Raw genomic sequence first — 23994 nt, 5'->3', positions numbered from 1 at the left:
AGGCTCAAGCCCGACGCGGCGCCCGTCAGCGCGCCGTGCGGGTGACGGCGTAGGCGGCGCCCGTCAGCGCGCCGTGCGCGTCACGGCGTAGGCGGCGCCGGCCATGGCCCCGGCCACGGAGAACACCGCGGGCCACGCCCCGATCTTCTTGGCGAGCGGGTGCGACCCGGCGAACGCGGCCACGTAGGCCCCGGTCAGCCCGGCCGCCGCCTTCGCCCCCGCGGCCTGCTGCCACTCCCGCGCCGCCACCCCACCGGCCACGGCCAGCACGACCCCGCCCAGCGGCCGCTTCTTGGTCCAGCGGGCGACGGCGTATCCACCGACGAGCCCGGCGGCGGCGATGGCGGGGGAGAGATTGCGGGTGCCGGGCATGGCAACGGTCCTTTCATACGACAACGGTCTGGGACCGAGCCTAACGAGCGGCAGCCCTGGCTCGCTCGAACAGGCCAGTTCAGGGCGCCGTTACGGGAAGACGTGGTCGGCTGTTGTGCGGCGCGGTGCGGTGCCCGTACCGGTGGCGGGGCTCGAACAGTCCGTACGGCTCGTACTCCCGGATCTCGCTGTGCGCGACCCAAGCCGGCTCGGCCGGTACCTCGGTGTTCGCGACGTGGGCGGTACCCGCCCAACACCTCGCAGGCCGTATACGGCATCAGCAGCCCGTCTTCGGGTGAACACGCTCGCCGAGCAGCTTCACAGCCGCGACAAGCTATCCGGTCTTCTCCTGGGCCTCCCGCGCAACAGCCTCTTGACGAGTCTCGCCAGGTTCGACCTTGCCAGCTGGAAAGGCCATGACAGCGGACCTTCGCTGATACGACGCGCCGTCAGTACATGCTCGATCTTGTCCTTCGGTTCGACAAGGTACGGCCCCCAGCCCCCGCGTCAGCGATGTGACGCCCGGCGCCCTGCTCAGCGATCACGTGCACCGAAGCACTGGTCTCAGGGAGAACGACGGCGTCCCTGCGGTCGTGAACCCGACGATCCGGATGGGCGGCCCGACGCCGTCGTCGCCGAGCCGCCCACCAAATGGTGCCGGTGTCGTCCGCCCCAGAGGCGAGAGTCAGGCCTGCGCGGGCGAGAAGAAACCGAGTCCTGGATCTTCCGGTGTGCCGATCAGCAGTGCACGGTCGAGCAGGATGTTGTTGTACTCGCAGCTCGTCTCGGGCAGCATCGCGCAGGCGTGGCATGCCGCGAGGTTGGCACCGCCCGCGCCGGAGGAACGGGACTCGATGCAGAGAGGGTCCGCGGAACACCAGTGGGCGCGCCGCAGCGCCGAGCTGAGCGCCCCGGCGAGCCGAACGGGCTCACCCTGGGCGACCACGCCTCCCAGACTGCCGGCGGAATCGCTGGTCGCCGTGTAGACGAGAAGGCCTGCCATGTGAGGATCGGCGTAGAGGCGTTCACGCAGCGCCCCGGCCGGGTAGCCGGCCTCCAGGCTCCACTCGTTGATCAACACGTGCGCCAGAGTGTGCAGCAGCACCATGCGGGGTGTGGCGGGAGAGGCGGGAACCTCGGCGGGCTCGGCGGCTCGCTCTCTCAGCAGCCGGTCGTGGTTGTCGCGCATGCGCTTCACCCGGCGGGCCACCGCGTCCTGTTCGGCCCAGGCGTCCAGGCGGTGCTCGTCGAGGCGTACGAAGACGCCTTCGCCGTGTACCTCCATCGCCGGAAGCCAGTCCGTCGGTGACAGCGACAGGGCGGCCTCATGTCCCTCGGAACTCGTCTCCGGGTCCGCGAGACGCGTGAACGCCTTGAGCGCTCGCACCTCGCGCAGGCGCTTCACCAGCATCGTCCGCTCGACACCGAAGGGGGAGAGGACCGAGGCGTCGGAGACGGGCGGCTCGCAGACGAACTGCTCCTCCCGCCCCTTGTCCCGCAGAGCGTTGCCGGCCGACAGCTGTTCGTACTCCTGTCGGCGCAACGACTGATGACTGTCTCCGGTGACGCTCTCCGGGGTCGGATCCTCCTCCTGCTCGGCCGCCAACAGGTCCATGACGGCATCGACCGAGACCGAGTCGTCGCCGCGGAACGCCCCCTTGAGGTAGATCTCGATCTCCATGTGCGAGGAGAAGCTGCGCAGGTCCTCCCAGTGCTCCGTGAGCTTGTCGGCGAGACCGTTGCTCCACGGAGGGATGGACAGGGCGGACTTCAGCACCGGCTGCCATACCGCCGACGAACCACGCTGCAGGGTACGGGGCGCCTTCGAGCAGAACTCCGCGGGAGCGCCTTCGAGCCAGGGGCGCCTGCCCTCGCAACGGACCTTGAGTTCTCCCAGCGCGGAGCGGCGGAATGCACCTTCCATGGAGACCTCGGGCACACCGCAGGTGCACGAGACGACGATGGAGCGCAGCGAGGCGCTTCGACCGGAGAAACGCAGGCTCATCTTTCCGCCGCAGTGTCCGGTCGTTCCTTCCTCACGATTGCCGCGGTGCAACCACTTCCAGTAGGGGAAGTCGTCGAGGTGCCCGTCCTCGCACGCCACGATGAATCGGGACGGCACGAGCGGTTCCTCGTCGCATGTCGTGCAGACGTTCTTGCCCGGAGGGGGATTGAAGCCCCGGATGTGCTGCAGGGATCTGCACTGCGGACACGAGTGCCACAGGGGGAAGCGCCTGACCCGCACACCGTCCTTGCTCTCGTCGCCGGAAGCCGGCGGCTGCCGGAAGTGGCGCACCCCCAGGACCCGGGCCAGTCGATGCTCGTGGAGGATCGGTGCCTCGTCGAGATGCCAGCTCTGATGGGCATTGTCGATGCCGGAGACGATGAAGGACTCGTTGTCGACGGCGATCAGCGACCCGACGCCATACGTGGTGATCATCTGTGCCCGGCGGACGGACCCGCGGCGGGGCAGGTCGAGACGGGGAGTTGCCGGGCTGCCGTCGGTGCCACGACGGCGCCGCTCGCGGGGCGGTGTCATCGGGAAGCCTCCATGAAGAGTGCGGACTCGGCGTCGACGTCGCGCAGGCTCCACAGGGTGGACCAGGCGTCGGCGCCCTCAGATTCGTCGTCGAACGGTCGGAGCAGAGCAGGGGTGGCATTGCCGCGACGAGGCTCGTACAGAAGTCCACCGTGCGCCGCGGCCTTCTGCTGCCACCAGTCGACGAACTCGTCGAACGCGTCCGAGGTGTCCTGCAGTTCCTCGGGTGCGATCTGGTGGACGCGACTTGTGAGCAGCGGCTTGATCTCGGAGCGCAGGCGGTCCACGTACGTGTCGATCCGGCCGGCGTCGGTGTTCTCGCGGGCCTCCGGGATGAGGATGCGGGCCAGGGCCACGACCACGGCGTGCAGACCGCGGTCACGCGCTCGTGCCGAGAACGGCGTGACCGACGTCGACTCGACCTCACGGTAGAGCGCCGAGTGGAAGTGGAGGAAGTTCTCGTAGTGCGAACGGTCGCGAGAGCGGGACGAGTTGAGCATTACGGCCACCAGGCCGGGGTGGGCGCGGCCCACGCGACTGGTCGCCTGGATGTACTCGGCCGTGGTCTGGGGCTGGCCCATCACCGCCATCAGACCGAGGCGGTTGACGTCGACGCCGACGGCGATCATGTTGGTCGCCAGGAGGACGTCACGGACGTCGGGATCCGGGTAGCTCTTCTCGATCTCCTTGAGTCGGGCGGGGATCAGGCTCGCGTCGACCCGGCTCGTCAGCTCCGAGTAGCGGTTGGAGACCCGCACGTCGGTTCCGTCGCGGTCGGCGAGGAGTCGCAGATAGTCCTCGACGTCGTCGTTCACCTGAAGTTCGGCGGCGGACAACAGGCGCAGGCTGTTGAAGTAGCCGACCAACGTCCAGTAGGCGTCCCGGACCTCGTCGCTCGTCCCAGCGCGCATGGCCTGGTGGAGAAGAGCCGCGTAGGTGCGGATCAGCAGCGTCGACTGACTGGTGCCGGGAGCGAGCAGACCGACATAGCGCCGGCTGGCCTTGCTCCTGCGGTCGGTCTCGACGGCGAACCAGGAGTCCCGGGCGTCGAGGCCGGCCGGCGGGAACTGGTGCACGTCCCGATCGAAGAGGTTCCGCCCCTGATCCGCCGCGCGACGGATGGTCGCCGTGGAGGCGATCACCTTCGGCTCGTCGGCGAGGGCATCGACGGCCGTCTCGTACAGACCGGTCAGTGTGCCGAGGGGGCCCGAGATGAGGTGGAGCTCGTCCTGGACGATCAGCTCGGGAGGCGGGGTCTTGTCGCCGGGGCGGTCCCTGTTGAACAGCGCAGCCGTCTTCTCGCGCCACGGCATGGAGGCGAACTTGTCGACCGTGGCGATGACCAGGGTGGGGCGGGCCTTGTAAACGGTCTCGTCCACCAGGTGGACCGGCAGCCCGGAGGCGAACTCGCAGTCGGGGCCGGGGCAGCGCACATCCATGCGGACGGCGTCCTTGTCCACCGAGTAGTGGTGGGCATCCAGCACGGTTCCGCACCACGGGCAGGCGTGGAGCTGCACCGGGTTCTCCTTCTGCAGACTCTGCCCACGCCGAAGCTTGTCCAGCTGCGTGTCGGCCGCGTCCAGGTCGTTCGGCGTGGCTGACTTCCCCACCCACATGCCGATCGAGACGGTCTCGTCGCCCAGACGGCCGGGATCCGCCGCGCGCATCCGCTCCATCGCGCAGATGAGGATCGTGGCACGCTCGAACTGCTGGAGGGTGAGCAGGCGCAGGGTGTACCGCATCAGCACGGTGACGCCTGCGCCGTCGCCCCCGCGACGCAGCCGGCGGAGGAACGTGGTGAACGCGATCAGCCCGAGGTAGGCCTCGGTCTTGCCGCCGCCGGTGGGGAACCACAGCAGGTCCGAGATCCGGCGGTCGGGGTGGTCGGGGTCGTCGATGCCCCGCAGGCACAGCAGCATGAACGCGATCTGGAACGGGTACCAGCGCTGGGCCGACCGCTCGGGCTCGCCCTGGCGGCCCCCCTTCACCCAGGCGCTCCGGGCGCGCTGCTCGGCCATGGCCCGGTTGGCGAGCCTGAACGCCTCCATGACATCCGGCTTGGTCGCCAGCAGGCCGATGCCCCCGCGGATCCGTCCGAGGGCCTCGCGACAGGCTTCGAGTCTTTCCCGCGCGGCGTCCTCGTACGGGGTGCCGGTAAGAGCAGTGGCCTCCACAGTCTTGGCCTCGATCCACTGCTCATAGCCGTCGGCCAGTCCGTGCAGCGTTTCGAGGACCTTGGCGTCGGAGCGCTCGGCGAGACCGAGCATGTCGAGCGCCGAGCTGTCGATCTCCGGGTTGGAGTCGGTGAGCAGCACCTCGTGCGTGGGCACGAACTCGGAACGGATCTCGTCGATCGCGGCGCGCACGACGTCGATCAGACCGACTGCGGGCGGCGTCCAGTCCCAGTGGGCGCAGCAGCCGTGGCCCGTGGCGAAGGTGGGGGCATGACGATGGAGCAGGCGGCTGGTGGCCGTCTCGGAGTCGACGGCGGTCAGTGCGGCGGGGCGCTCGACAAAGGCGGACGCTCCGTTGGCGGCCCGCACCCTCAGGCTCGGCTGGAAGAGGGCGAAGGCGTCCTGGAGTTCCTTCTCACCCACGACCTGGGCGTTGATCAGGGTGACGGTGACGGTGACAGTGCCGGAGCGGGAAGTGATCGGCCGTACGAGGACGTGCAGCTGTACCTCGCCGGGCACGAGGTCCTCCATCACGGCCCCGGGGCGTGTGATGTCGATCGTCTTCTCCGGAAGCTCCAGCTCCCGCCGCCGCCAATGCTCGCGCTGGTCGCTCGTGGTCCTGGCCTCCGCCCGCCGAGCGGACAGCGGACGTCCCTCCGCGTCGACGGGGTCGTAGACGGCGGCTCGTGCGCGGATCACGATCTCGGAGGAGGTCTCGGGGGCGACGGCGAAGGTGAGACCCATCGTCGAAGGGCGACGGTCGCCCGACGTCGGCGGGTCGACAGACATGTCGGTGTCGTCGGGGCGGTTGCTGCCGAGCAGTGGGGACTCGTCCAGGCCTTCCTCCTCGGCGATGTCCTCCAGCTGTTCCCCCCGTGCCTCGCGGCCGGCGGCGCGGGGGAACAGCACGCCGATCGGGTAGCGGGTGATCGGGGCGTCCTGGGTGAGGGTCTCGTCCGGGGAGTCCCCGGCCTCGACGTCCGGCCCGAGGAGCTCGCGGCGCAGTCGGGCCACCAGTTCCTCGCGGACCCGGTAGTGCTCGGTGTGCCGGCTGGTCCCGTCCGTCATTCCTGTTCCTCTCCGGCGCCTTCGCGGCGGCGATGCCTTCCGATTCCAGTGATGCGAGGGGCGATCCACACCCCGCTCCTGCCGAGCCCCGCGTTGGCGCCGGCGGCGCTGCTGCCCGCGACCGTCTCCAGGGCATCCACCCGCAGGCCGACGATCTCGCGCGGCCAGGCGATGTCCCAGGACCGCGAGATCTTCTCCACGGCGTGCAAGTCCTGGCGGAAACGCGCTGAGACCTCGCCGACGATTCGATCGTGGTGGAGCAGGTCGTACGGCGGGCTCTGCTCGGGCCCCGCGGGCACGGGGTGCCGCATCCGGAGCGCCACGGCTTCCCCGGCGCGAACGTTCTCCAGCAGGTAGGTCTGTGTCGCGGCCGCGTCCATGTCGGCCGAGTCGGGGGGTGTGTCCCGGTGCACGTCCCCCGCCCCGACCTGGATGCCGTACCGCTCGTGCTTCTTCCAACCACCCAGGTACCAACGTCCGGTGCCACGGTGTCGCCGTATGCGGGAGGTGTCGGGGCCGGTGACGTGGTAGAGGTCCTCGCGGGCCCGGGTCATGGCGACGTAGAGGGCCCTCGCCTCCGCGGGCACGTCGAGGCTTTCGTGGGCCTTGCGCAGCTCTTCGAGAGACGACGGGGACAGCAGCAGCACCCGGTCGTACTCCAGGCCCTTGGCCCGGTGCACCGTCGAGACGATCAGGCGGGCCGTCTCCGGATCCGCCATGTCGTCGGGGAAACGGCCCTCGGCCACCAGACGTCCCAGGGCCGCTACGTCGACCTGACCGCGGCCGGTGCGCCGGGTCGCAGCCCGCGAGAGGCGCCAGCAGCGGTCGGGCTCCACCCCGACCGGGAGCGGTATTCCCGTGATCAGCTCCAGGAAGCGAGACTCGACGAGCGTCAGGGACTCGGCCCGGCGCAGGAGCTCGGCCACCCAGTACGGCACGGGCCGGTCCTGCAGAGACCGCTTGAGCGCGTGCTCCACCCCGTGCTCGTGCAGCAGTTCCGACACGGCGAGCGCCTCACGGTTGTCGCGGGTCAAGATCGCGCACCGGCCCGGGAACGCCTTCAACGTGCCCAACGTGAAGTCATCGGACAGGCTCCCGAGGCCCGGCAGGTCGAGGAGACGCTCGCGCAGCTCCGCGTGGAGCGCGGCGGCCACGCTCTCCGCACCGTCCGACGAAGCAGCCAGGTTCTGCAGGCGGGGCCCGAGGGCGAGCGCGGTGCGGGCCTCGGGGGTCGTCGCCCGGAAGTTCTCCGTCAGGTGGAGTTCGACGAGGTCGTCGTACGAGGTCCGGAGCCAGGTGAAGAACCGGTCGGTCTCCCCGGCGCGCTCCTTCGGATCCTCGATCTGGAAGCCGTAGATGCCCTGTGCCGAGTCGCCGACCACGGTGAAGCCGCACGAACGCTGAAAGCGGTCGAGCAGGGTCTCCACCAGATCGCGGCGGTCGCCCACCAGATCCTGTGCCTCGTCGATCACCACATGCGCGGGCGCCCCGAGCTCTCCGGCCTCCACCGCGCCCTTCTCGATCGCGGTGGTGGCGGCTCGGATGCGTTCGTCGAAACTCCGGGCCTTCCAGTCCTCGTCCGGGTACGCCCCGACGAGCAGCTGGTATGCCCACGAGTCGAAGGTCTGGACACGGACCCGCGCGGCCCGGTCGCCGTGCCGGGCGATCCTGTCCCGCAGCTCGCGTACGGCGGCTCGGGAGAAGCTCAGTACGAGGATCTCCCCGGCCTCCAGAGCCTCCTCGGGGTCGTCGTGCCCGACGAGGGCGTCGAGACGTCGCACGACCGTGTGCGTCTTGCCCGAGCCGGCACCGGCAGTGACCAGCAGGCGGGTGTCCCAGGGGAGGTCGACGACGGCCCGCTGCTCGTCGGTGAGCGGAGGGCTGTCGCCGTAGGGGTCGGTCACTTGCTGCTCCACAGGTGCTCGAACTGCGTGAAGGCGAGGGCGGTGTCGAAGTTGTCGACGGTGTCGCGGACGTTCAGGATCAGGCAGGTCTCCTTGCCGCCGTTGAGCGGTCCGCGCAGGCCGCGCCCGATCATCTGCTGGTACACGTTGGGGCTGTACACCGGCCGGGCGACGATGACGGCCCGGGTGGCGGGGGCGTCGAAGCCCTGGGTGAGGACGCCGTAGTTGGTCAGCACCCGGGTGCGGCGCTCACGGAAGGCATCGATGCGCAGGCGACGGTCGCCGGGTGAGGTGGACGAGTCGACGGAGGAGGCGGTGATGTTCCGGTCCCGGAGCCTGGCCGCCAGGAATTTTGCGTGGTCGACCGAGGTGGCGAACACCAGCACCGGCCAGTCGTCCGGCATGTCCGAGATCTCGTCCAGGATGCGGGCGTTCCGGTCGTGGTCGTCGGCGAGTCGCTGCTCGGCCGTCCGGGACAGGACACGCATCTGTTCGGCGTGTTGCTTCTCGTCACGGTCCAGCGTGATCGTGCCGCCCCGGAGAAGACGATGCTCGACCTGAGCGAGCACACCGAGCTCCTGCAGCTCGGCGTACGGGTCGTCGTTCGTGAAGACGCCTTCGTCCAGGCGCCGGCCGCCGAAGCGGTTGACCAGACGGCTGGTCTCCTCCTTGTTTGTGTTGCGGAACGGCGTCGCCGTGAGCCCAAGGAGGTGACGGTCGGTGCGAGACGGCGTCAGACCCAGATGCGAGAGGATCTTGGTGTAGCGAGGGGTGATGGCGGTGTGCGCCTCGTCGACGATGACGAGGGCGGCGTTCCGCAGCCACGCGTAGGACTCGGCTTCGAGGCAGTTCGACTGCTGGAGCTTGGCGTCCGTGGCGACGACCAGATGGGGCCGATCGGTGACCTGCCCGGCCTCGTGCGACGCCCACAGCCTGTTGATGACGAGGGGCTTGTCGGCGCCGACCTTTTCCCAGACGAACCTCCAGCTCTGCACGGCCTGCTCGCACAGCTCCTCGGTCTGGGCGATCCACAGGATCGGTCCGTCGAGATCGCCTGCCTGCTTCACCCAACGGATCACAGCCTCCGCCGTGACCCGGGTCTTGCCCGCGCCGGTAGGCAGGGACAGCATGCCGCGCTGCGGAACGATCCGGTCCAGCATGGTGAAGACGTTGGCGGCGAGTCGCTCCTGGTAGTCGTGCAGGCGCGGGAAGTGCCGGGGGCCGTCGACCTCGATCTTCGGGTCGAGCGCCGGTGTCCGGAAGCCGGCGAAGGAGCCGGGGAAGCCGAGCTCCGACACGAAGGACACCGCGGTGGAGGCACCGGTGAAGGACGACGGGGCGTTGCTCGGGTAGAGGTTCTGCAGGTCGCGGACGTGTACCTGGAGGACGCCGTCCTCGTGGGCGTTGAACGCCATCCGCGCGATGCGGTGGCCGTCGGGCTCCGCTCCGCCGTTCTCCTCCCGCTCGCTCTCCATGAGGCCGGGGGGAAGGCGGTCCCGCAGGGCTTCGGCGCCCAGGAGGAGCAGAAGCTTCGTCTCCACGTCGGTGGCCTCGCGCACGGCCTTCAACGCATCCTTGACCTTCTGGTCCTCCTCCTGGCGCCGCTGTGCCTCCAGGATCTGTCGGCAACCGGATTCGCCCATGTGCCAGCGCAGTTCACGGTCCACGGCCATGAGGGTCTCGAGCGCCTCGAGGGGTTCCAGGACGAGGATCGTGGATCCTCGCAGGCTGCTGTTCAGGGTGCGGGGGCGCATGCCGTTGGGGGTGCGGGTCACCTCCTCCAAAACCTTGCATCGCTGCAGGGTGTACTGGTCCACCTGCGAGCCGCGCATCTGGCGCAGCGTTGGGTAGAGCTCCTTGAGAGGGATCGGGTCGCCGATGTCCTCGCTCCGCGTCTCACGGCTGATCACGTCGCCGTACGGCAGCATGCCCCATTGTTTGACGAGCAGGGTGGCGTCCTCGGCAGAGGTGGTCAGCAGGGCCGGCAGGTGTTCGGCCCGCAGGGCCTGGTACTCCTCCTGGGAGGAGGCCACGGCGATCTCGCCGTCGGGGCGCGTTCCCCACTCGTCGCCGATGCGGCACCGGGTGAGCTCGTCGCCGAAGGACACCTCCAGGCGGGTCAGCAGCACGTACGTGTTGCCGACGAAGGCGTCGTCCTCGCTCTGCCGGAGCTTCTCCTGGAGCTGGTCCCAGAAAGCGTCGGGCACCTTCTCGACACTGGCGGGAAGCCGCAGTTTGCGAGCCTTCTCGGAGCTGATCTCCGCCACCGGCAGGACGTCACCGTACGCAGAGAGCTGGGGCCCGACCGCCTCACCGACGCGGCGCAGGCCCTGAGAAGTCGGGACGAGACCGTGCCGCATGAGCATCCAGCGGATCGGGGAGGCCGCAGCCTGTCGGGTGCTGACCTGCGCCCCGACCTGAAGGGTCCAGTTGTCGACAAGAGCGTCCTCGGGCAGCACCTTCAGGTAGCGAGCACGGGCCTCGTCGGAGAGCTCAGGGAGCAGATGCAGGGGGCCGCCGACCGCCGCGCCCTCCAGCTTGATCCTTGCGAGGGTCGGGCGGGCGGCCTGGTCGGGCAGACCCGCGCAGTACGACCTGTGCAGGGACTCCCGGTACTGCTCGAACCACGCCTCCTCCTCGGGGCGGTGTCCCCCTGTGGGCCGGTCACGCAACCTCACCTCGCGGAAGAAGACCATGTCGTCGGAGTGGAAGCCGGTGTCCACGGCGATGGTGGGGTCCGACTCCGGGGTCACGACCGGACCGGGCAGCAGGCAGTTCCGCATCGGCCGGAAGCGTCCGGCCGCGGTGCGCACGTGCAGGGTGGCGTGCGGGTCCGGTACCCGCTGGAGCACCTCGTGCGACATGTGACTGCTGCCGGCCTGGTGGAACAGCTCCCAGAACCGGGTCCACTCCTGCGGTCCGTACGCGTCGAAACCGCGCTCCAGGACACTGACGAAGCGCCCGCGGACGTCGGCTTCACGGATGCCCAGGGTGGTGAGGGCGCTCGTGAGCGAAAGGTCGTCGGACAGGGCAGCGTCGACGTAGACGAGGGACTCGCGCAGGCCGTCCTGGTCGGTACGGCGAAACACCTTGCCGATGACCGGGGCGACCATGCCGTGCTCCTCGGTCAGTACGATCCGCGCCTCCCGAGCCTCGGTCGCGTACGGCGAGGACGCCTGGATCATGCTTGCGACGATGCGGACGGCGGTGGCGGACGCCGCGGCGGTGCCATCGGCGACCAGGGCCTCCAGCCATTCCCGTACCGAGGCGCGCTCGCGCTTGGCTGCCTTGAGGATGTGATCGGTCTTGCCGGCACGGAGGGTGTCGACCTCCGCCGACGGGTGCAGCCAGTTCGCGGGGCGGCCGGGGTAGGAGTTCCACAGGGTCAGCCAGCCGGCTGTCGACTTGTTGTCCTTGCCCAGGGCCGGGTGGATGTTCAGATCGCGCGGTACCTGCAGCCGGCCGTCCTGGTCCGGCAGCGAGGGACGCTGGGCGGTGGCCTCCCAGATCTGCTCGGTGAGGTACCGGTCCGCCCAGCTGACAGTCTCGGACTCCCGCGGCCGGCCGGGGAGGAGCGGGAGGTACGCGGCAGGATCCTCGGCGGGAGCCAGCTCGGGCAGCGACTCGACCACCAGCCGGGCCGCCATGCGGATCATCTCCTGGTTGAAGGGCGAGGAGTCCAGCAGGTTCTGTCGGTCCTCGTTGGTCTTCCAGGCGCCGTTGAGGATTCCGCTCAGCGTCATCTCGTACTTGGTCGGGAAGAACGACCAGAAGCGACCCCTTCCCTTGGGGGAGGAGAGGAGACCGGTGGCGTCCTTCTCGTACTCGGGCACGGCCCAGGAGATGTCGAGGGCGATCCGGTCGTGCAACTCGCCCGCGCTGGAACGGGCGGCGGCGGTGGGTTCGTGCGTGAGCGTGAACACCCGCCACTTGTTGTTCGTGGAGTGCTGTCCGGGACGCTCCTCCCGAACGGTGTGCAGCTCACGGTCACGTTCGACGAGCAGGGTCCGACGAATGACGGGGCGCGGACGGCGGTCTTCGAGGACCACCTTGGTGACGTGCGGGGAGAAGAGCTGGAAGCCGACGGGGAACTCTTCCCGACCACCGGCCGGGGAGCCGCCGTGCATGTCCTGCCCGAGACGCTCTGCGGTCCCTCGGAGCAGCGGCAGACGTACGACGGTGGTGGCCCAGCGGAGGAGCTCGTCGAGGACGGGATCGGCGGCACGCTCGGCGGCGTCGTCCAACGGGCGGGCCATCCGGAGCACGGGAGCCTCGAACTCCTCGCCCAGACGAGCCGTGACCCCGGCGACGGAACGGATCTGCGAGTAGGCCCATTCCCGGTCAAAACCGAAGGAACCTGTGCTGCTGAAGAACTGAGGGGCGTCCGTCACGACGAGTACGGATTTCACTCCCACGCCGAAGCGCCCGATCTGTCCTCCGCGCTTGCGCGACATGCTCATCCGGAGAATCGTCTCGGCACCCTCGGGGGTTACGGGGCTGCCCTCGTTCGCGCAGTAGAGATGGGTGTCCGTGAGGACTACATGGACGGAACCCCCCGGTTCCGCGGCGATTTCGTCCGCAGCATTCTGCACGAGTTCGAAGAGTTGCCGGTCGCCGTATCCGCCCTGAGTGATGCGCCTTTCGCCGTTCGCGTGCTCCGGAATGAGGCCGGGGTCGACGGCGTACGTCTGGAGCACACGCGAGGACTGCTCGATCACGGTTTTGAGCACAGGGTTCGGTTCGAGGGACACAGGACTCCGATCCGGAAGAGGTGGCCTGGCAGCGCGTGGTGAGGCAACGTCAGCAAAAAGCGGCGTTCTACGGATGGTGGCGTAGACGTCGTGCCGACGAGGACGGTTTCGGCCAGATGCCGAGTGCTTCGCAGGGGCAGCGGAACGTCGTGAAAGGGGGCGAAAATTTGGCGCCGCACGACGGGTCCGGGGCGTCATCGCATGTGCTGCCGCCGAAAGGAGCCAGAACAGGAAGGCGGCACACTTCTACCAGGGCGTCGGAGAGACATTTCTTCCGAGGCGGGTGGGGCCGCTGAGGTGAACCTACTCGCCAGCGCCGAGGAGGTGCAAGGGAGTTGGACGCACACTTGGGCGGGTCCGAATGTCGCGGAACATGGCGAACGGAATGAAACCAGGTGAATCGTTCCTCCGGTCGACCAGGGTATCGGCCTCGGAGCAGTGTCAAAGGCTGTTTGACACAAGGCGTGTTGTCAAAGGACCGAGTAGGGTGAGAGGCGCTGGGCAGGACAGTTGGATCGGGTTCCGAGAGCAGGTGGCCGTGGAAGCAGGCGAGGACTTCGGTCCATGGTTGGCACGGCAGTTGAAGCTCGCCGACATGACGCAGACCGAGCTGGCCCTGGCCGTGGATGTGACGCGTGCGGCTGTCTCGGCCTGGATCACCGGCAGGGCGACCCCGCGGCCAGAGGCGATCGAGCGCATCGCCCGCGCCTTGAAAACGGATCTGGCCACGATGCACACTCGCACCACCGACACCCAGGCCGGCCTGCCCGTCGTCTGGTATCACCGTCGCGGACACGCGGACGGCGGCAGGGAGTTGGGCAATGCGGCGGCTTTCGCCTTCGATGCCGATGTCTCGGTCCTGGCTCGTGAGACCTGTCAGAACAGCCTCGACGAGCGGATCGCCGCCAACGGGCAGCCTGTGCGTGTGCGTTACACACTGCACGAACTGACCGGAGAAGAACTCGCCCGCTTCCGCGAGGCAATTCAGTGGGACAGCCTCTATCCGCACTACGAGGTGGTTCGGGAGCAGAAGCAGAAGGTCGGAAGGGTCGTCGACGCAGGACTGCGCGACATGTACGAACGCGACCGCCTCGTACTGCTGAGGGTGGACGACTACAACGCGGCCGGCCTCACCGGTGACGACTACGACGACGGCCGGTTCGCCGCCGTCGTGAGGCGCCAGCTCGACAGCCACAAGTCCGGTAGCACCGCCGGTGGTTCGTACGGCCTGGGCAAGGCGACCCTGTGGGCGACCAGCCGGCTCGGGCTGGTCCTCATCAACTCCACCCTGTCCGAGCCGCACGAGGGGCGGACCGAACGTCGCCTCGTCGGGCGCCTCGATCTGCCGTGGCGCCGGGTGAACGACGAGGCATGGGCGGGGCCGGCCTGGTTGGGGCGCCCCGACCCCGACTCGCCCGGCGCCGAAGTGGCACGCTCGTGGTGGGCGGACGAGGAGACGGTCGACTCCCTCCACCTGACGCGTGAGAGCAACGAGCCGGGGACGTCGTTCCTCATCGTGGGCGCCCATGATGTGGCGAGTCTCGCGGACGACACCGCCACGCCCGACGGAGACGAGGGCGAGGACGACGACAGCATCCAGCGAATGCACCACAGGCTTGTAAGGGCACTGGGCAGGAACTTCTGGGCCGCGATGACGGGGGGCGGGGACCGACTGCCGCTTCTGGAGGCATCCGTGAGGACCCTGCGCAACGGTGTCGTGGTCGTCCCGGAGGAGCGTGTCGACCCCGCGGTCGCGCAGCCCTCCCGGACGCGGGCCCTGAAGGCGTTCCTCGACGGAACGACCGTGGAGCGGCTCACCGAGTCCGGGCAGGTCGCCGCCGTCACCGTGCCCCTCAACCTGCCCACGCAGGGCGGCGGACGCTCCTCTCTCGGGGAGCATCGTGCGGTGCTCCTGGTGACGGACGCCGAGGATGCGGACGGCAAGCTCAATCGCGTCGTGACGATGCGCGGCAACCGTATGACGGTTCGAGACACCGTGGTCCCCGGGCTCTCGCCCGCCAACCCCTTCCAGGCCGTGCTGCTCGCCGGTACCGCTGCCGGTGCGCAGGCTCCGTTCGCTGCCGAGGCCGAGGAGTTCCTGCGTGCTGCCGAACCTCCTGAGCACAACAAGTGGGGGCAGACCGAGGAACTGACACTCACCTATTCGCCCTCGGCGTATCGGCGGATCAACGGGCTCACCCGGGAGACCAACGCGGCGATCAAGTCGCTGGTGGTACGTCCCCGGCAGGGGGCCAAGCAGGGAGGCGGTCGGCTGGCCCCGAAGCTGACCATCGGCTCGGGGAGGAAGAAGCGTCGCCTGTCCGTGGTGAGCATGCCGGTCCTGGAGGAACTCGACGCGCAGGTCGTCGAAGGCGGAGCCTGGCAGGTGATAGGGGAGATCAGGATTCCTCCCGGTGGTCAGGAATGGAGGCTCGTCCCGGTCGCCAAGTTCGACGTGCGATCAGGCCCTCGCCCCGCGATCGGATGGGCCGAGGTCGTGGGTGTGGACAACTGCCAGGTGGTGGACGGTACTTTGCGCTTCGCCGACGGCGCCCGCTCGGCGACGTTCCGCGGCGTGACCGACCCCGCCACACATGCCGTCAGAACGAGCCTGAGTGGCCTCGTCGTCGAACTGCGCACCGGAGAAGGGGAGTCGTCGTGAAGGTATTCCCCTACCCTCGTCTGCGAGGCGCGGTATCCCTTCGGGTCGATTCCGCGCGGGTGAAGGCCCCGGCCCAGCCTCGTGAACAGCTCGACTCCCGTGCGCGATCCGTGATCGAACGGGTCGTGGCGCTCGGTGCCGCAGAAACGGATGACTGGGAGACCGCCACGCTCACCGTGTCGGCGACGATTCCCGCGAAGGCCACTGATCCGGAAGGGCCATGGTCCGAGGTCGTGGTGGTGGCGGTGCTGACGGACCGGACGACCAATACTCGTGTCACGTCGATGTTGGCTCGGGAGACGGAGGACGGTCGGGACTGGCGCGGTGAGCTGCCGCTGCTGCGCTGTGACCTCCACGACCGTGCCGTGTTGACAGTGCAGGTGATCGCCACGGTCGACGGGGTGCCCGGACGTATCGTCGGGGAAGCCACCGAGGACTGGATCGTCGATGTGCGCAGCGACGTCCCGACCCGGGAGCAGAGCTTCGACATCAGGGAGGTCGGGTTCGCCAAGGGACCGCGCTGGCTGCAGAGCTTCAGCGAGGCACCATGGATCGTGAACGCCTCGGGGGCCGTGCCCACCGTCCACATCAACACGGACTTCGAAGGCATGGTCGATGTCCTCGGAGCTGAGGGAGGAAGGCCCGAAGGCCTGGTCAATGCCATGCTGGTCTCCCAGATGGCCGCCGAGGTGTGGACGGCCGTGTTCCACTCGGCCATCGGTGACCTGGAGATCGAGGACGACGGCACCCCGCTCTTCCCGCATGGCTGGCAGGGCGAGGTCCTCCGCGAGATGCTGCCGGACGTGGTGCCCGAGCGGACCGTCGAGGACGCGTTGCGCGAGGTGCACCGTCGACGGATGGGTGCCCCAGGATGGACCGAGCTGCAACCGCGGATCCAGTACGCCGCGATGCGCAGGGCGGAGGTGCCACGGGTGCTGTCGGAGACCGTGCGCGGCCTGGACAAGCTCAATCGTGAGGACGAGGCATGACGGAGAAGCCCGATCACCTGCCGGAGCATCTGGCTCGGCTCGCCGACGAGGAGGCCGCCCGGTTCATCACGGACGGCCTGCTCGCCGGGAAGGACAATGTCCCCTCCATCGCCCTCAACCAGGCGACCGAGCCGATGCCCGAGAGTCCGCGCCGGCGTCTCCGCGCCATCCGCGATCTTGTCGACGACGCGATGTACATCCACCGTGACGAGCGGCCGACGCAGGCTGACGCCTGGCTGGCCCCCCGTCTGCACGCGATCCTTCGTCTGACGCGCGCCGAAGCCGCGGACCCTGCGCTGTGGAACTATCTGGCTCTGGGGGTCGCCCCCGATTTCGTGGTCTGGAGGCATCGGTCCGAGACGTCCAAGGTCGTCAATGCCCAGTACTTCAAGGGACCTCACTACAAGCAGGCATTCGCCCGGCTCTGGTGGTCCGCCGAACTGTTCCGGAACGGGCCCGACTATGAGCCGGTCGTCGTCGCCTGCGGCAATCAGGACATGCTCAACACGGTGTTGAGGCTGGATGTCATCGACCACCGCCCCACGGCCCAGGCCCTGGTCCGGCTGTTGCAGAGGGGCGTTGTACGGACGGGGCGGGATGCGAACGCCCTGGCAAAGGTGGTCAACACGGCGGCCGCGACCGTGCTTTACGACGTGATCGCACCGGACGTGCCGCGAGACGAAGGCGCAGTGCGGATGTGGATCGACGAGGGAGAGGCCGGGCTCACCGTTCATCACCGCCCTCTTCCTGCGGGTCCGTCCGAAGAACCCGCCCCCGAACATGCGGTGGAGCTCCTGGCGAACACCTTCGAGGAGCTGTTCGTCGACGCCCCGGTCCGAGGCAGGAAAGAGGACGAGGAGAAGGAGACCGACTGACCGTCCTCCTCCTATGGGCGGCGCGGAGGAACCCAGGCCTTCAAGGCATCGATGGCCCGCTGCTTCCTGGTCTCGTCCAGCTTCAGTGCCGTGCACAGGATGTGGACAGCCAGGCGCGGCGGAATCGCGTTGCCGATCTGCTGCGCGATGTCGGTGCCCTGCCAGGGATAATCGGCTGGGAAGGTCTGCAGCAGACCGGCTTCGCGCGGTGTGAAACGCTCCTGCTCGGAACCCAGCTCGACATCACCGTTCTTGTGTACACGCTTGAGCGTGAACACCTTGTTCCGGCGCACCTTGCCGGTGACGGTGGCGGACGGCATCTCCGAGGTGCGGATGCCCCGTTTCGAGGGGTCGCCCCCCGATCCGTAGTTGGAGCGGACGACAAAGTCGGTGGTCCGCGACTCCCGGAGCGCGTCACCCATGGAGACCCATCCCGAAGGCTGTTTCGGGCGCTCTCGTCCGTCGACCTCGAAGAGAGAGTTCTGTGGATCCTCACGATTCTGATCCGCAGGGTCCTGTACAGGGAGCCGCTGCGCTCCCTTGCGATAGCGCTGGTGGGTTGCTTCCGGGAAGTCGAGGCTCTGCCCCGTGCCGCCTCGACGGCGGGCGATCAGCACCGCTCGCCGCCGGGTCTGCGGCACGCCGTACTCCTCGGTGTGCAGGATGCCGCGCTCCGCGTCGTAGCCGAGCTCTCGGAGGATGTCGCGGTACGTCTCCCACACGGGCAGGACCGTCGGAACCTGTTCCAGCACCACCGCGTCGTAGGGCTCGCTCTTGAGCCGCTTCTCGACGATCCATCGGAGCGGCTGCAGCACGAGTCCAGTGCGTTCATCGGTCCACTCGAGGACGCGTGCCCGCTCCTCGACCATGGCCCAGGCCTTCTCCAGTTCTCCGACCGTCTTGCTCAGCCCGACCAGCTCGGCCAGGTCCTTCACCTCGTCGAGGGCCTTGTGGCCCTCGCGGTTGCCGGCCACGGAGTAGGTCTGGCACGGCGGTCCTCCGGTGAGCACGCGGGCCGAGGCCACTTCAGGGTCGAGCGGATTCACCTTCGCCACGTCGCGGATCGCTGTGGTGCGGAGGCCGGCGGCTCGCCGGGTTTCGCGGGTCGACTGCTCCCACTCCACCCCGATCGTGGGCAGGTCGAGCATTTCGGCCGCGATGTCCAGACCGCCTGGACCTGCGAAAAGGTCGACAATATAGGGCGCTTTGTCTGTATTGCGCAGGTGGGGTGCTGAGCTCATGATGAGGGGCAGTGTAGCCGGCCGGAGATGATCATCGCCCGGTCTGCAGGATCTGCTGTGGATGCTCAGGAGCGAAGTGCGCGGGCCACGGCACGTCCGAGGGCCTCGCCCACCGGCGGCGGCGAGGCGTGGCCGACCTGCCGATAGCGGGCCGTCTTCCTGCCGGTGATCTGCCAGCGCTCCGGGAATCCCTGGAGCAAGGCCGCCTGGCCCACAGTGATCTTCACCAGGCCCTCTCGGCCGAGGCTCGGGTCCCAGACGAAGTCCGCCCCCGGAAGCTCGTCGCCCAACGTGTGGGCGTTCACGCCCACCCTTTCCCACTTTCGCTTGGACCCGGTCGGTCCGAGGTCCGCTCCACCGCGGTTCTTCGACCCGCCGACCAGGGTGGGAGCCACCGTGATCGCCTGTGCCGCCCAGCGGTCGGCGTCCTTCCACCCTCGCGAACGCATGGACGGCGCAAGCGCCTCACCGACGGACACGTGGTCCGTCACAGTAGGAGCCGGGGGCCGGAACGCCTTGAACGACTTCTCCTCGATCGCCACGAGGACCCCTTGTTTACGGTCCTGGGGCACGCCGAAGTCGGCGGCGTTGAGGAGGAACCAACTGAACTCGTACCCGAGATGGTGCAGCTCTGCGCGGGCGAACTCGTGGAAGTCGCGGAAACCGTCCGGGTCGATCAGCGTCGGCACGTTCTCGACAATCAAGGCCCGGGGCCGCACCGCGTGGGCGAGATAGACGGTGGCCCGCAGCAACTGTTCTTCCTCGCTCGATCCGGCTCGGGTGGTCGTGGCGTTGGACTTCACCCGTGGTAGCCCCGCGGACAACAGGTCCACGTCGTGGCTCTCCGGGTGCTCGCTCGGGTCGAAGTCCCGAAGATCCGCCTGGAGGACGTTCCAATACGGTCGGTTGGCCCGGAGGGTTCGGCAGGCGTCCGCGTCCTCGTCGAGCAGCAGGGTCGGTGTGAAGCCGGCCCGCTCAAGCCCCAGGGCGAGCCCGCCCGCACCCGCACAGACATCGACGAACGTCAGCCCGCTCATCGTCTTCCTCTCCCTTCCGCTGAGGCTCTTCGGCGCTTCACCGCGGCGGCGACGCGCAGGGCCACGTCCTTCGGCTCTTCGTGCTCCCAGAAGCGGAGTACCTCCCAACCGGACGCCGTGAGGTGCTCGGTCGTCTCTCGGTCGCGGGCCATGTTGCGGTCGAGCTTCTGCCGCCACCAGTCCGCATTCGCCTTCGGATGGGTCGCGTGCTCGGGACAGCCGTGCCAGAAGCAGCCGTCGATCAGCACCGCCACCTTGACCGAGGTGAAAGCCACGTCGATCCTTCTGCGGGCCATCCCGGGCACCGGGTACTCGACGCGGTAGCGCAGTCCGGCCGCGTGGAGCAGGCGCCGGACCGCGAGCTCGGCGGCCGTGTCCTTGCTGGCCTGCCGGCGCATGCGGGCCGATACGCCGGGGGAAGACGGAACTGCTTCGGTCACATCTGCATTCTGCCGGACCGGTCGGGTTTCACTCCCCTCCGTGGCACTCCCCGTACGTCCTCCCCGACCCGCACCAGCACTCCGCCCCCCGCGCCGGCGGCCACGCCGTCGCTCGTCCTCGGGCCGCCAGGGTCGTGGCGTACTGGGGGAGGAGGTCCGCGTTGGCGGGGGAGGAGGATTCTGAGGCGGCGAAGGCTTCGTACGAGGGGACGGTGGCGGGGACGATGCCGAGGTTGGGGGTGCCCGAGGCGGCGAGTTCGCGGAGGGAGGCTTCGATGTCGGTGAGGTGGGCCCGGTAGGTGGGGTACTCGGACTCCAGCTCGGGGTACGCGGCGAGGAGCTCGTCGAGTTCCGCCTCCGGCCAGTGGAGGACGGCGACCGGGAAGGGGCGGGAGAGCGCGGTGCGGTAGGAGCCGAGTTCGGAGCGGAGGCGGGTGATCTCGGCCTGGAGTTCGGCCGGGTCGGAGGAGCCGAGGGACCACAGGCGCTTGGGGTCGTGCAGCTCGTCCAGGGGGACGTCCGCCGTGTGGAGGCGGTCCGCGAGGGTGTCCCACGTGTCGTGCGGGAGCGCCAGCAGGCGGCGGACCCGGTGGCGGCTGGTGAGGAGGGACTGGAGGGCGTACGAGATGTCGTCCGCGTCGCAAGACGGCACCAGCAGGCGCGCCGCCTCCGTGAACGTCGCCTCCGCCTCCTCCAGCTCGTCGTGGGCCTCCAGCGTCTCCGCCACGATCTCCCACGGTGCCGGCTCCGCCGGGCGGGCGCTCCGCACGCCCTCGATGATCGCCCGCGCCTCCGCCTCGTGGCCGTACTCCCACAGGTTCGACGCCTTCAGGGACCTGATGAGGAGCGGGTCGCCGGGCTCCCCGGCGAGCAGGTCGTCGTACAGACCCGTCGCTCGCTCGCGGTCGCCCGCAAGCTCCAGATGCGCCGCCGCGCGCAGCAGCAGCGGTTCGCGGTCCTCCGGGTACCGCCCCGCGGTGCGGAGCAGGCGCTCGGCTTCGGTGGTGTGATCGGCAGGCGTGTCGGGGCGCATGCCTTTTACCGTACTGCGGTACTCCCCTGGAGAGTTGGCGCGTCAGCACTTATCGTGCCCGCCGTGCGAGCGAACGTGCGTGGCCCGGCTCCGGTCCTCGTCCAGGTGCGCGGCGGGGTGCGGCGCCGGCGCGGGCCGGTCGCCCGTGTGCTCGTCACCTCCGCCGAAGCCCTCGTGACCTGCGGAGTCGTACTTCTGCTCTTCGTCGTCCAGCAGCTCTGGTGGACCAACCAGCAGGCCCGCGCCCAGGCCGTGGAGCAGGTACGCAACCTTGAGCGGGAGTGGGACTCCTCACCCCCGGTTCCGCCCCGCACCCCGGTCCCGTCCCAGGATCCGGCGGCGTCCTCAGCGCCGGTGTCGTCTCCGGCCCCCGTGCCGGCACCCGCTCCCGAGTCCTCCGGCACCCCTCAACCCGGTCCCGGGCCCTACGCCGTCCTCCGCATCCCCCGTCTCTCCCTCACCGTCCCCATCGCCCCCGGCGTCGGCAAGCGCTCCGTCCTCGACCACGGCTACGTCGGGCACTACCCCGGCACCGGCGCCCCCGGCCGTACCGGGAACTTCGCCCTCGCCGGGCACCGCAACACCCACGGCGAGCCCTTCCGCCATCTCGACCGGCTCCGGCCCGGCGACACCGTCTCCGTCCGCACCCGCGAGGGGACGTACGAGTACCGCGTCGACCGGATCCTCCCGGAGACCTCGCCCCGCGACACCGGCGTCATCGCCCCCGTGCCCCGCTCCCTCTACCGGCCCGCCTACGGGTACGACCAGGCCGGCGCCTACCTCACCCTCACCACCTGCACGCCCGAGTTCACCTCCCGCTACCGGCTCGTCGTGTGGGCGAAGCTGCTCCCGCCCAGAGCGTGACCGCCGCCCCGGCCACCCCGAGCACCGCCGACACCACCAGCGCCGTGTCCGCGCCCGTCGTCGACAGCGCCAGGGCGAGGGCCACGCCCGCCGAGGAGCCGATGTAGCGGGCGGTGTTGTTGGCGCCCGAGCCCATCGCCGCGCGCTCCTGCGGCACGGAATCGACGGCGAGGCGCGGCAGCGCCGCGTTCAGCAGGCCGCTGCCCGCCCCCGCCACCACCAGACCGGGCAGCAGACGGACGATCGAACCGCCCTCCACGGCGCCGAACAGACCCAGCACGCCCGCCGTCGACAGCACGAACCCCAGCGCCAGTTGGTACGTCGCCGAGATCCGCCCCGCGAGCCGTCGCGTCTGCAGCGCCACCACGAACGCCGTGCCCGACCACAGCAGGAACAGCCACGCCGTCGCGAGCGGCGCGAGCCCGGCACCCCGCTGGAGCAGCGCCGGCAGCACGCTGAAGAAGCCGATCACGGCCAGGCCGGTGAAGAGCGCGCCCGCCGTCGCCGCCCGGAACGCCGGCCGGCGGAAGAGGGACAGGTCGATCATCGGGGTCCGGCTCCGTCGCTCGACCACGACGAAGACGGCGGTGAGCAGCACGGCCGCGACGGCGAGCGCACCCACCGGAAGCCTCAGCCAGCCGTCCCTGCCCAGGGTCAGCGCCGTCAGCGCGGCCGCCAGGGCCAGGCCCAGGGTGAGCGCGCCCGCGATGTCCGGGCGGCCCGCGCGCGGGGCGCGGGACTCGGCGAGGGTACGGGTGCCGAGCGCGGCGGCCAGCAGGGTGCCCGCGGCCAGGACCTCGTACGTGAGCCGCCAGTCGGCCAGGCTGCTCAGGCCCGCCGCGAGCAGCGGGCCGAGCGCGATGCCCGCGCTGACGAACGCGCCCCACACCCCGGTCGCCCGGATCCGGTCCGCGCCGGCCGGGTACGCGTGGGCCAGCAGCCCCAGGCTCGCGGCGAGCACGGCGGCGCTCGCCGCGCCCTGCGCCACGCGGGCGAGGGTGAAGGTCAGCGTGGAGCCGGCGAAGCCGCCGAGGGCGGTGGTGAGGCCGAGGGCGAGCGTGCCGAGCAGGAAGACCCGGCGACGCCCGTGGTCGTCGGCGAGGCTGCCGGCGACGAGGAGGAGGACGGCGAGGCCGAGCGGGGTGCCGTTGAGCAGCCATGCCTGCGCGGAGGCGGGGGTGCCGAAGGCCCGGGTCATGCCGGGCAGGGTGAGCATCGGGGCCGTGTAGTTCATCAGCGTGAGCGCGGTGGCGGCGCTGGTGACGGCCAGGGTCGCGCCGGGGCGGTGCGCTTTCGGGCCTCTCACTGAGGAGGCCACGGACTCGGTGGTCCGCGCGGCGAGCTCGGGCATGGCAGGACCTCAGGCTTCCGTAGAGCATCCTAGGTTCGTTCACTGAACCTTGAGTGGAGCACCACCGTAGCAGCACAGGTTCAATCACTGAACCCACCCCGGTACACTCGTACCCATGGCCCTCGGCAAGGACTACGCGACCCAGCAGTGCTCCATCGCTCGCGCCCTCGAAGTCATCGGCGAGCGCTGGACCCTCCTCGTCGTGCGCGACGCCTTCTACGGCGTGCGTCGCTACAACGACTTCCTCGTCCACCTCGGCGCCCCCCGCGCCGTCCTCGCCGCCCGCCTCCAGGCCCTCGTCGAGGCCGGGATCCTGGACAAGCGGCGCTACCAGGAGTCGCCGCCGCGCGACGAGTACGTGCTCACCGAGCGCGGCATCGCCCTGTGGCCCGTCCTGCGCTCACTCGGGCGGTGGGGGCGCGAGGAGCTGTCCGGCGCCGTGCCCGTACGCCACTTCCACCACGTCGACTGCGGCGCCGAGCTCGGCTCGTACGGCGAGTGCCCGGCCTGCCGGATCCCCGTCCACCCCGCCGACATCGAGATGCGGCCCGGCGCCGGCGTCGACCCGGACCCCGTCGACCCGGTCAGCCGCGCCCTCCTCAGGCCGCGCCGGCTCCTCGTCCCCCTGGAGCCCGCGGAACTCTCGTAGCCCCAGAGGCGTCCTGTATAACGGCTTGTACGACATTCGAGCGGC

General features: G+C 69.6%; 15 protein-coding genes and 1 pseudogene. 5 read left to right on the top strand and 11 right to left on the bottom strand.

The features are described from left to right. Positions 1 to 63: 63 nt before the first annotated feature. The 6 genes and pseudogenes from ACWEJX_RS17090 to ACWEJX_RS17065 form a co-directional block, all read right to left on the bottom strand. A complete protein-coding gene (locus tag ACWEJX_RS17090) occupies positions 64 to 372 on the bottom strand; it encodes a hypothetical protein (RefSeq protein ID WP_451608235.1) in 309 nt (102 codons plus the stop codon). Between the two features lie 79 nt (positions 373 to 451). Beyond that, positions 452 to 825: pseudogene (locus ACWEJX_RS17085) on the bottom strand (NUDIX hydrolase). A 232-nt stretch (positions 826 to 1057) separates the two neighbouring features. After that, complete coding sequence (drmB, locus tag ACWEJX_RS17080; protein WP_451608234.1) at positions 1058 to 2911, bottom strand: DrmB family protein; 1854 nt, start codon at positions 2909 to 2911, stop codon at positions 1058 to 1060. Continuing rightward, on the bottom strand, positions 2908 to 6153 hold the full coding sequence (locus ACWEJX_RS17075; RefSeq protein WP_451608233.1) for a helicase-related protein: 3246 nt from the start codon (positions 6151 to 6153) through the stop codon (positions 2908 to 2910). The genes drmB and ACWEJX_RS17075 overlap by 4 nt, the downstream gene beginning before the upstream one ends. Further along, a complete protein-coding gene (locus ACWEJX_RS17070) occupies positions 6150 to 8057 on the bottom strand; it encodes a UvrD-helicase domain-containing protein (protein WP_451608232.1) in 1908 nt (635 codons plus the stop codon). The genes ACWEJX_RS17075 and ACWEJX_RS17070 overlap by 4 nt, the downstream gene beginning before the upstream one ends. Then, on the bottom strand, positions 8054 to 12808 hold the full coding sequence (locus ACWEJX_RS17065) for a DEAD/DEAH box helicase (protein WP_451608231.1): 4755 nt from the start codon (positions 12806 to 12808) through the stop codon (positions 8054 to 8056). The genes ACWEJX_RS17070 and ACWEJX_RS17065 overlap by 4 nt, the downstream gene beginning before the upstream one ends. A gap of 538 nt (positions 12809 to 13346) precedes the next feature. Between ACWEJX_RS17065 and ACWEJX_RS17060 the strand changes: the two genes are divergently transcribed. Genes ACWEJX_RS17060 through ACWEJX_RS17050 form a run of 3 tightly spaced genes read left to right on the top strand, consistent with a single transcriptional unit; the run spans position 13347 to position 17334 of the window. Then, positions 13347 to 15470 carry a helix-turn-helix transcriptional regulator gene (locus tag ACWEJX_RS17060; protein WP_451608230.1) on the top strand — a complete coding sequence of 708 codons (2124 nt, stop codon included), beginning with the start codon at positions 13347 to 13349 and terminating at the stop codon, positions 15468 to 15470. Then, entirely contained in the window at positions 15467 to 16459 is a 993-nt protein-coding gene (locus ACWEJX_RS17055; protein WP_451608229.1) for a hypothetical protein, read from the top strand. Before ACWEJX_RS17060 ends, ACWEJX_RS17055 begins: the two co-directional genes overlap by 4 nt. Continuing rightward, positions 16456 to 17334 carry a DUF6339 family protein gene (locus ACWEJX_RS17050; protein ID WP_451608228.1) on the top strand — a complete coding sequence of 293 codons (879 nt, stop codon included), beginning with the start codon at positions 16456 to 16458 and terminating at the stop codon, positions 17332 to 17334. The genes ACWEJX_RS17055 and ACWEJX_RS17050 overlap by 4 nt, the downstream gene beginning before the upstream one ends. Before the next feature lie 11 nt (positions 17335 to 17345). Here ACWEJX_RS17050 and ACWEJX_RS17045 read toward each other — a convergent pair whose 3' ends face one another. The 4 genes from ACWEJX_RS17045 to ACWEJX_RS17030 form a co-directional block, all read right to left on the bottom strand. After that, on the bottom strand, positions 17346 to 18575 hold the full coding sequence (locus ACWEJX_RS17045) for a DNA cytosine methyltransferase (RefSeq protein ID WP_451608227.1): 1230 nt from the start codon (positions 18573 to 18575) through the stop codon (positions 17346 to 17348). A 65-nt stretch (positions 18576 to 18640) separates the two neighbouring features. After that, positions 18641 to 19612: a DNA cytosine methyltransferase gene (locus ACWEJX_RS17040; protein ID WP_451608226.1), complete on the bottom strand. Its 972-nt coding sequence runs from the start codon at positions 19610 to 19612 to the stop codon at positions 18641 to 18643. Continuing rightward, on the bottom strand, positions 19609 to 20010 hold the full coding sequence (locus ACWEJX_RS17035; protein WP_451608251.1) for a very short patch repair endonuclease: 402 nt from the start codon (positions 20008 to 20010) through the stop codon (positions 19609 to 19611). Before ACWEJX_RS17035 ends, ACWEJX_RS17040 begins: the two co-directional genes overlap by 4 nt. Positions 20011 to 20080: 70 nt before the next feature. Next, positions 20081 to 21085 carry an SEC-C metal-binding domain-containing protein gene (locus tag ACWEJX_RS17030; protein WP_451608225.1) on the bottom strand — a complete coding sequence of 335 codons (1005 nt, stop codon included), beginning with the start codon at positions 21083 to 21085 and terminating at the stop codon, positions 20081 to 20083. A 63-nt stretch (positions 21086 to 21148) separates the two neighbouring features. On the opposite strand from ACWEJX_RS17030, the gene ACWEJX_RS17025 reads away from it, so the two are divergent. Beyond that, positions 21149 to 21949 carry a class E sortase gene (locus ACWEJX_RS17025; RefSeq protein WP_451608224.1) on the top strand — a complete coding sequence of 267 codons (801 nt, stop codon included), beginning with the start codon at positions 21149 to 21151 and terminating at the stop codon, positions 21947 to 21949. On the opposite strand, the gene ACWEJX_RS17020 is transcribed toward ACWEJX_RS17025, so the two are convergent. Next, on the bottom strand, positions 21894 to 23300 hold the full coding sequence (locus ACWEJX_RS17020) for an MFS transporter (RefSeq protein ID WP_451608223.1): 1407 nt from the start codon (positions 23298 to 23300) through the stop codon (positions 21894 to 21896). The two genes, ACWEJX_RS17025 and ACWEJX_RS17020, sit on opposite strands and share 56 nt — an antisense overlap. A gap of 115 nt (positions 23301 to 23415) precedes the next feature. On the opposite strand from ACWEJX_RS17020, the gene ACWEJX_RS17015 reads away from it, so the two are divergent. Continuing rightward, entirely contained in the window at positions 23416 to 23949 is a 534-nt protein-coding gene (locus ACWEJX_RS17015) for a winged helix-turn-helix transcriptional regulator (RefSeq protein WP_451608222.1), read from the top strand. The last annotated feature ends 45 nt before the right edge of the window (positions 23950 to 23994 follow it).

It is taken from the genome of Streptomyces sp. NPDC004788, from assembly GCF_053601115.1.
The sequence above is the reverse complement of the archived record's forward strand: the minus strand, read 5'-3'. Positions and strand labels throughout refer to the sequence as shown.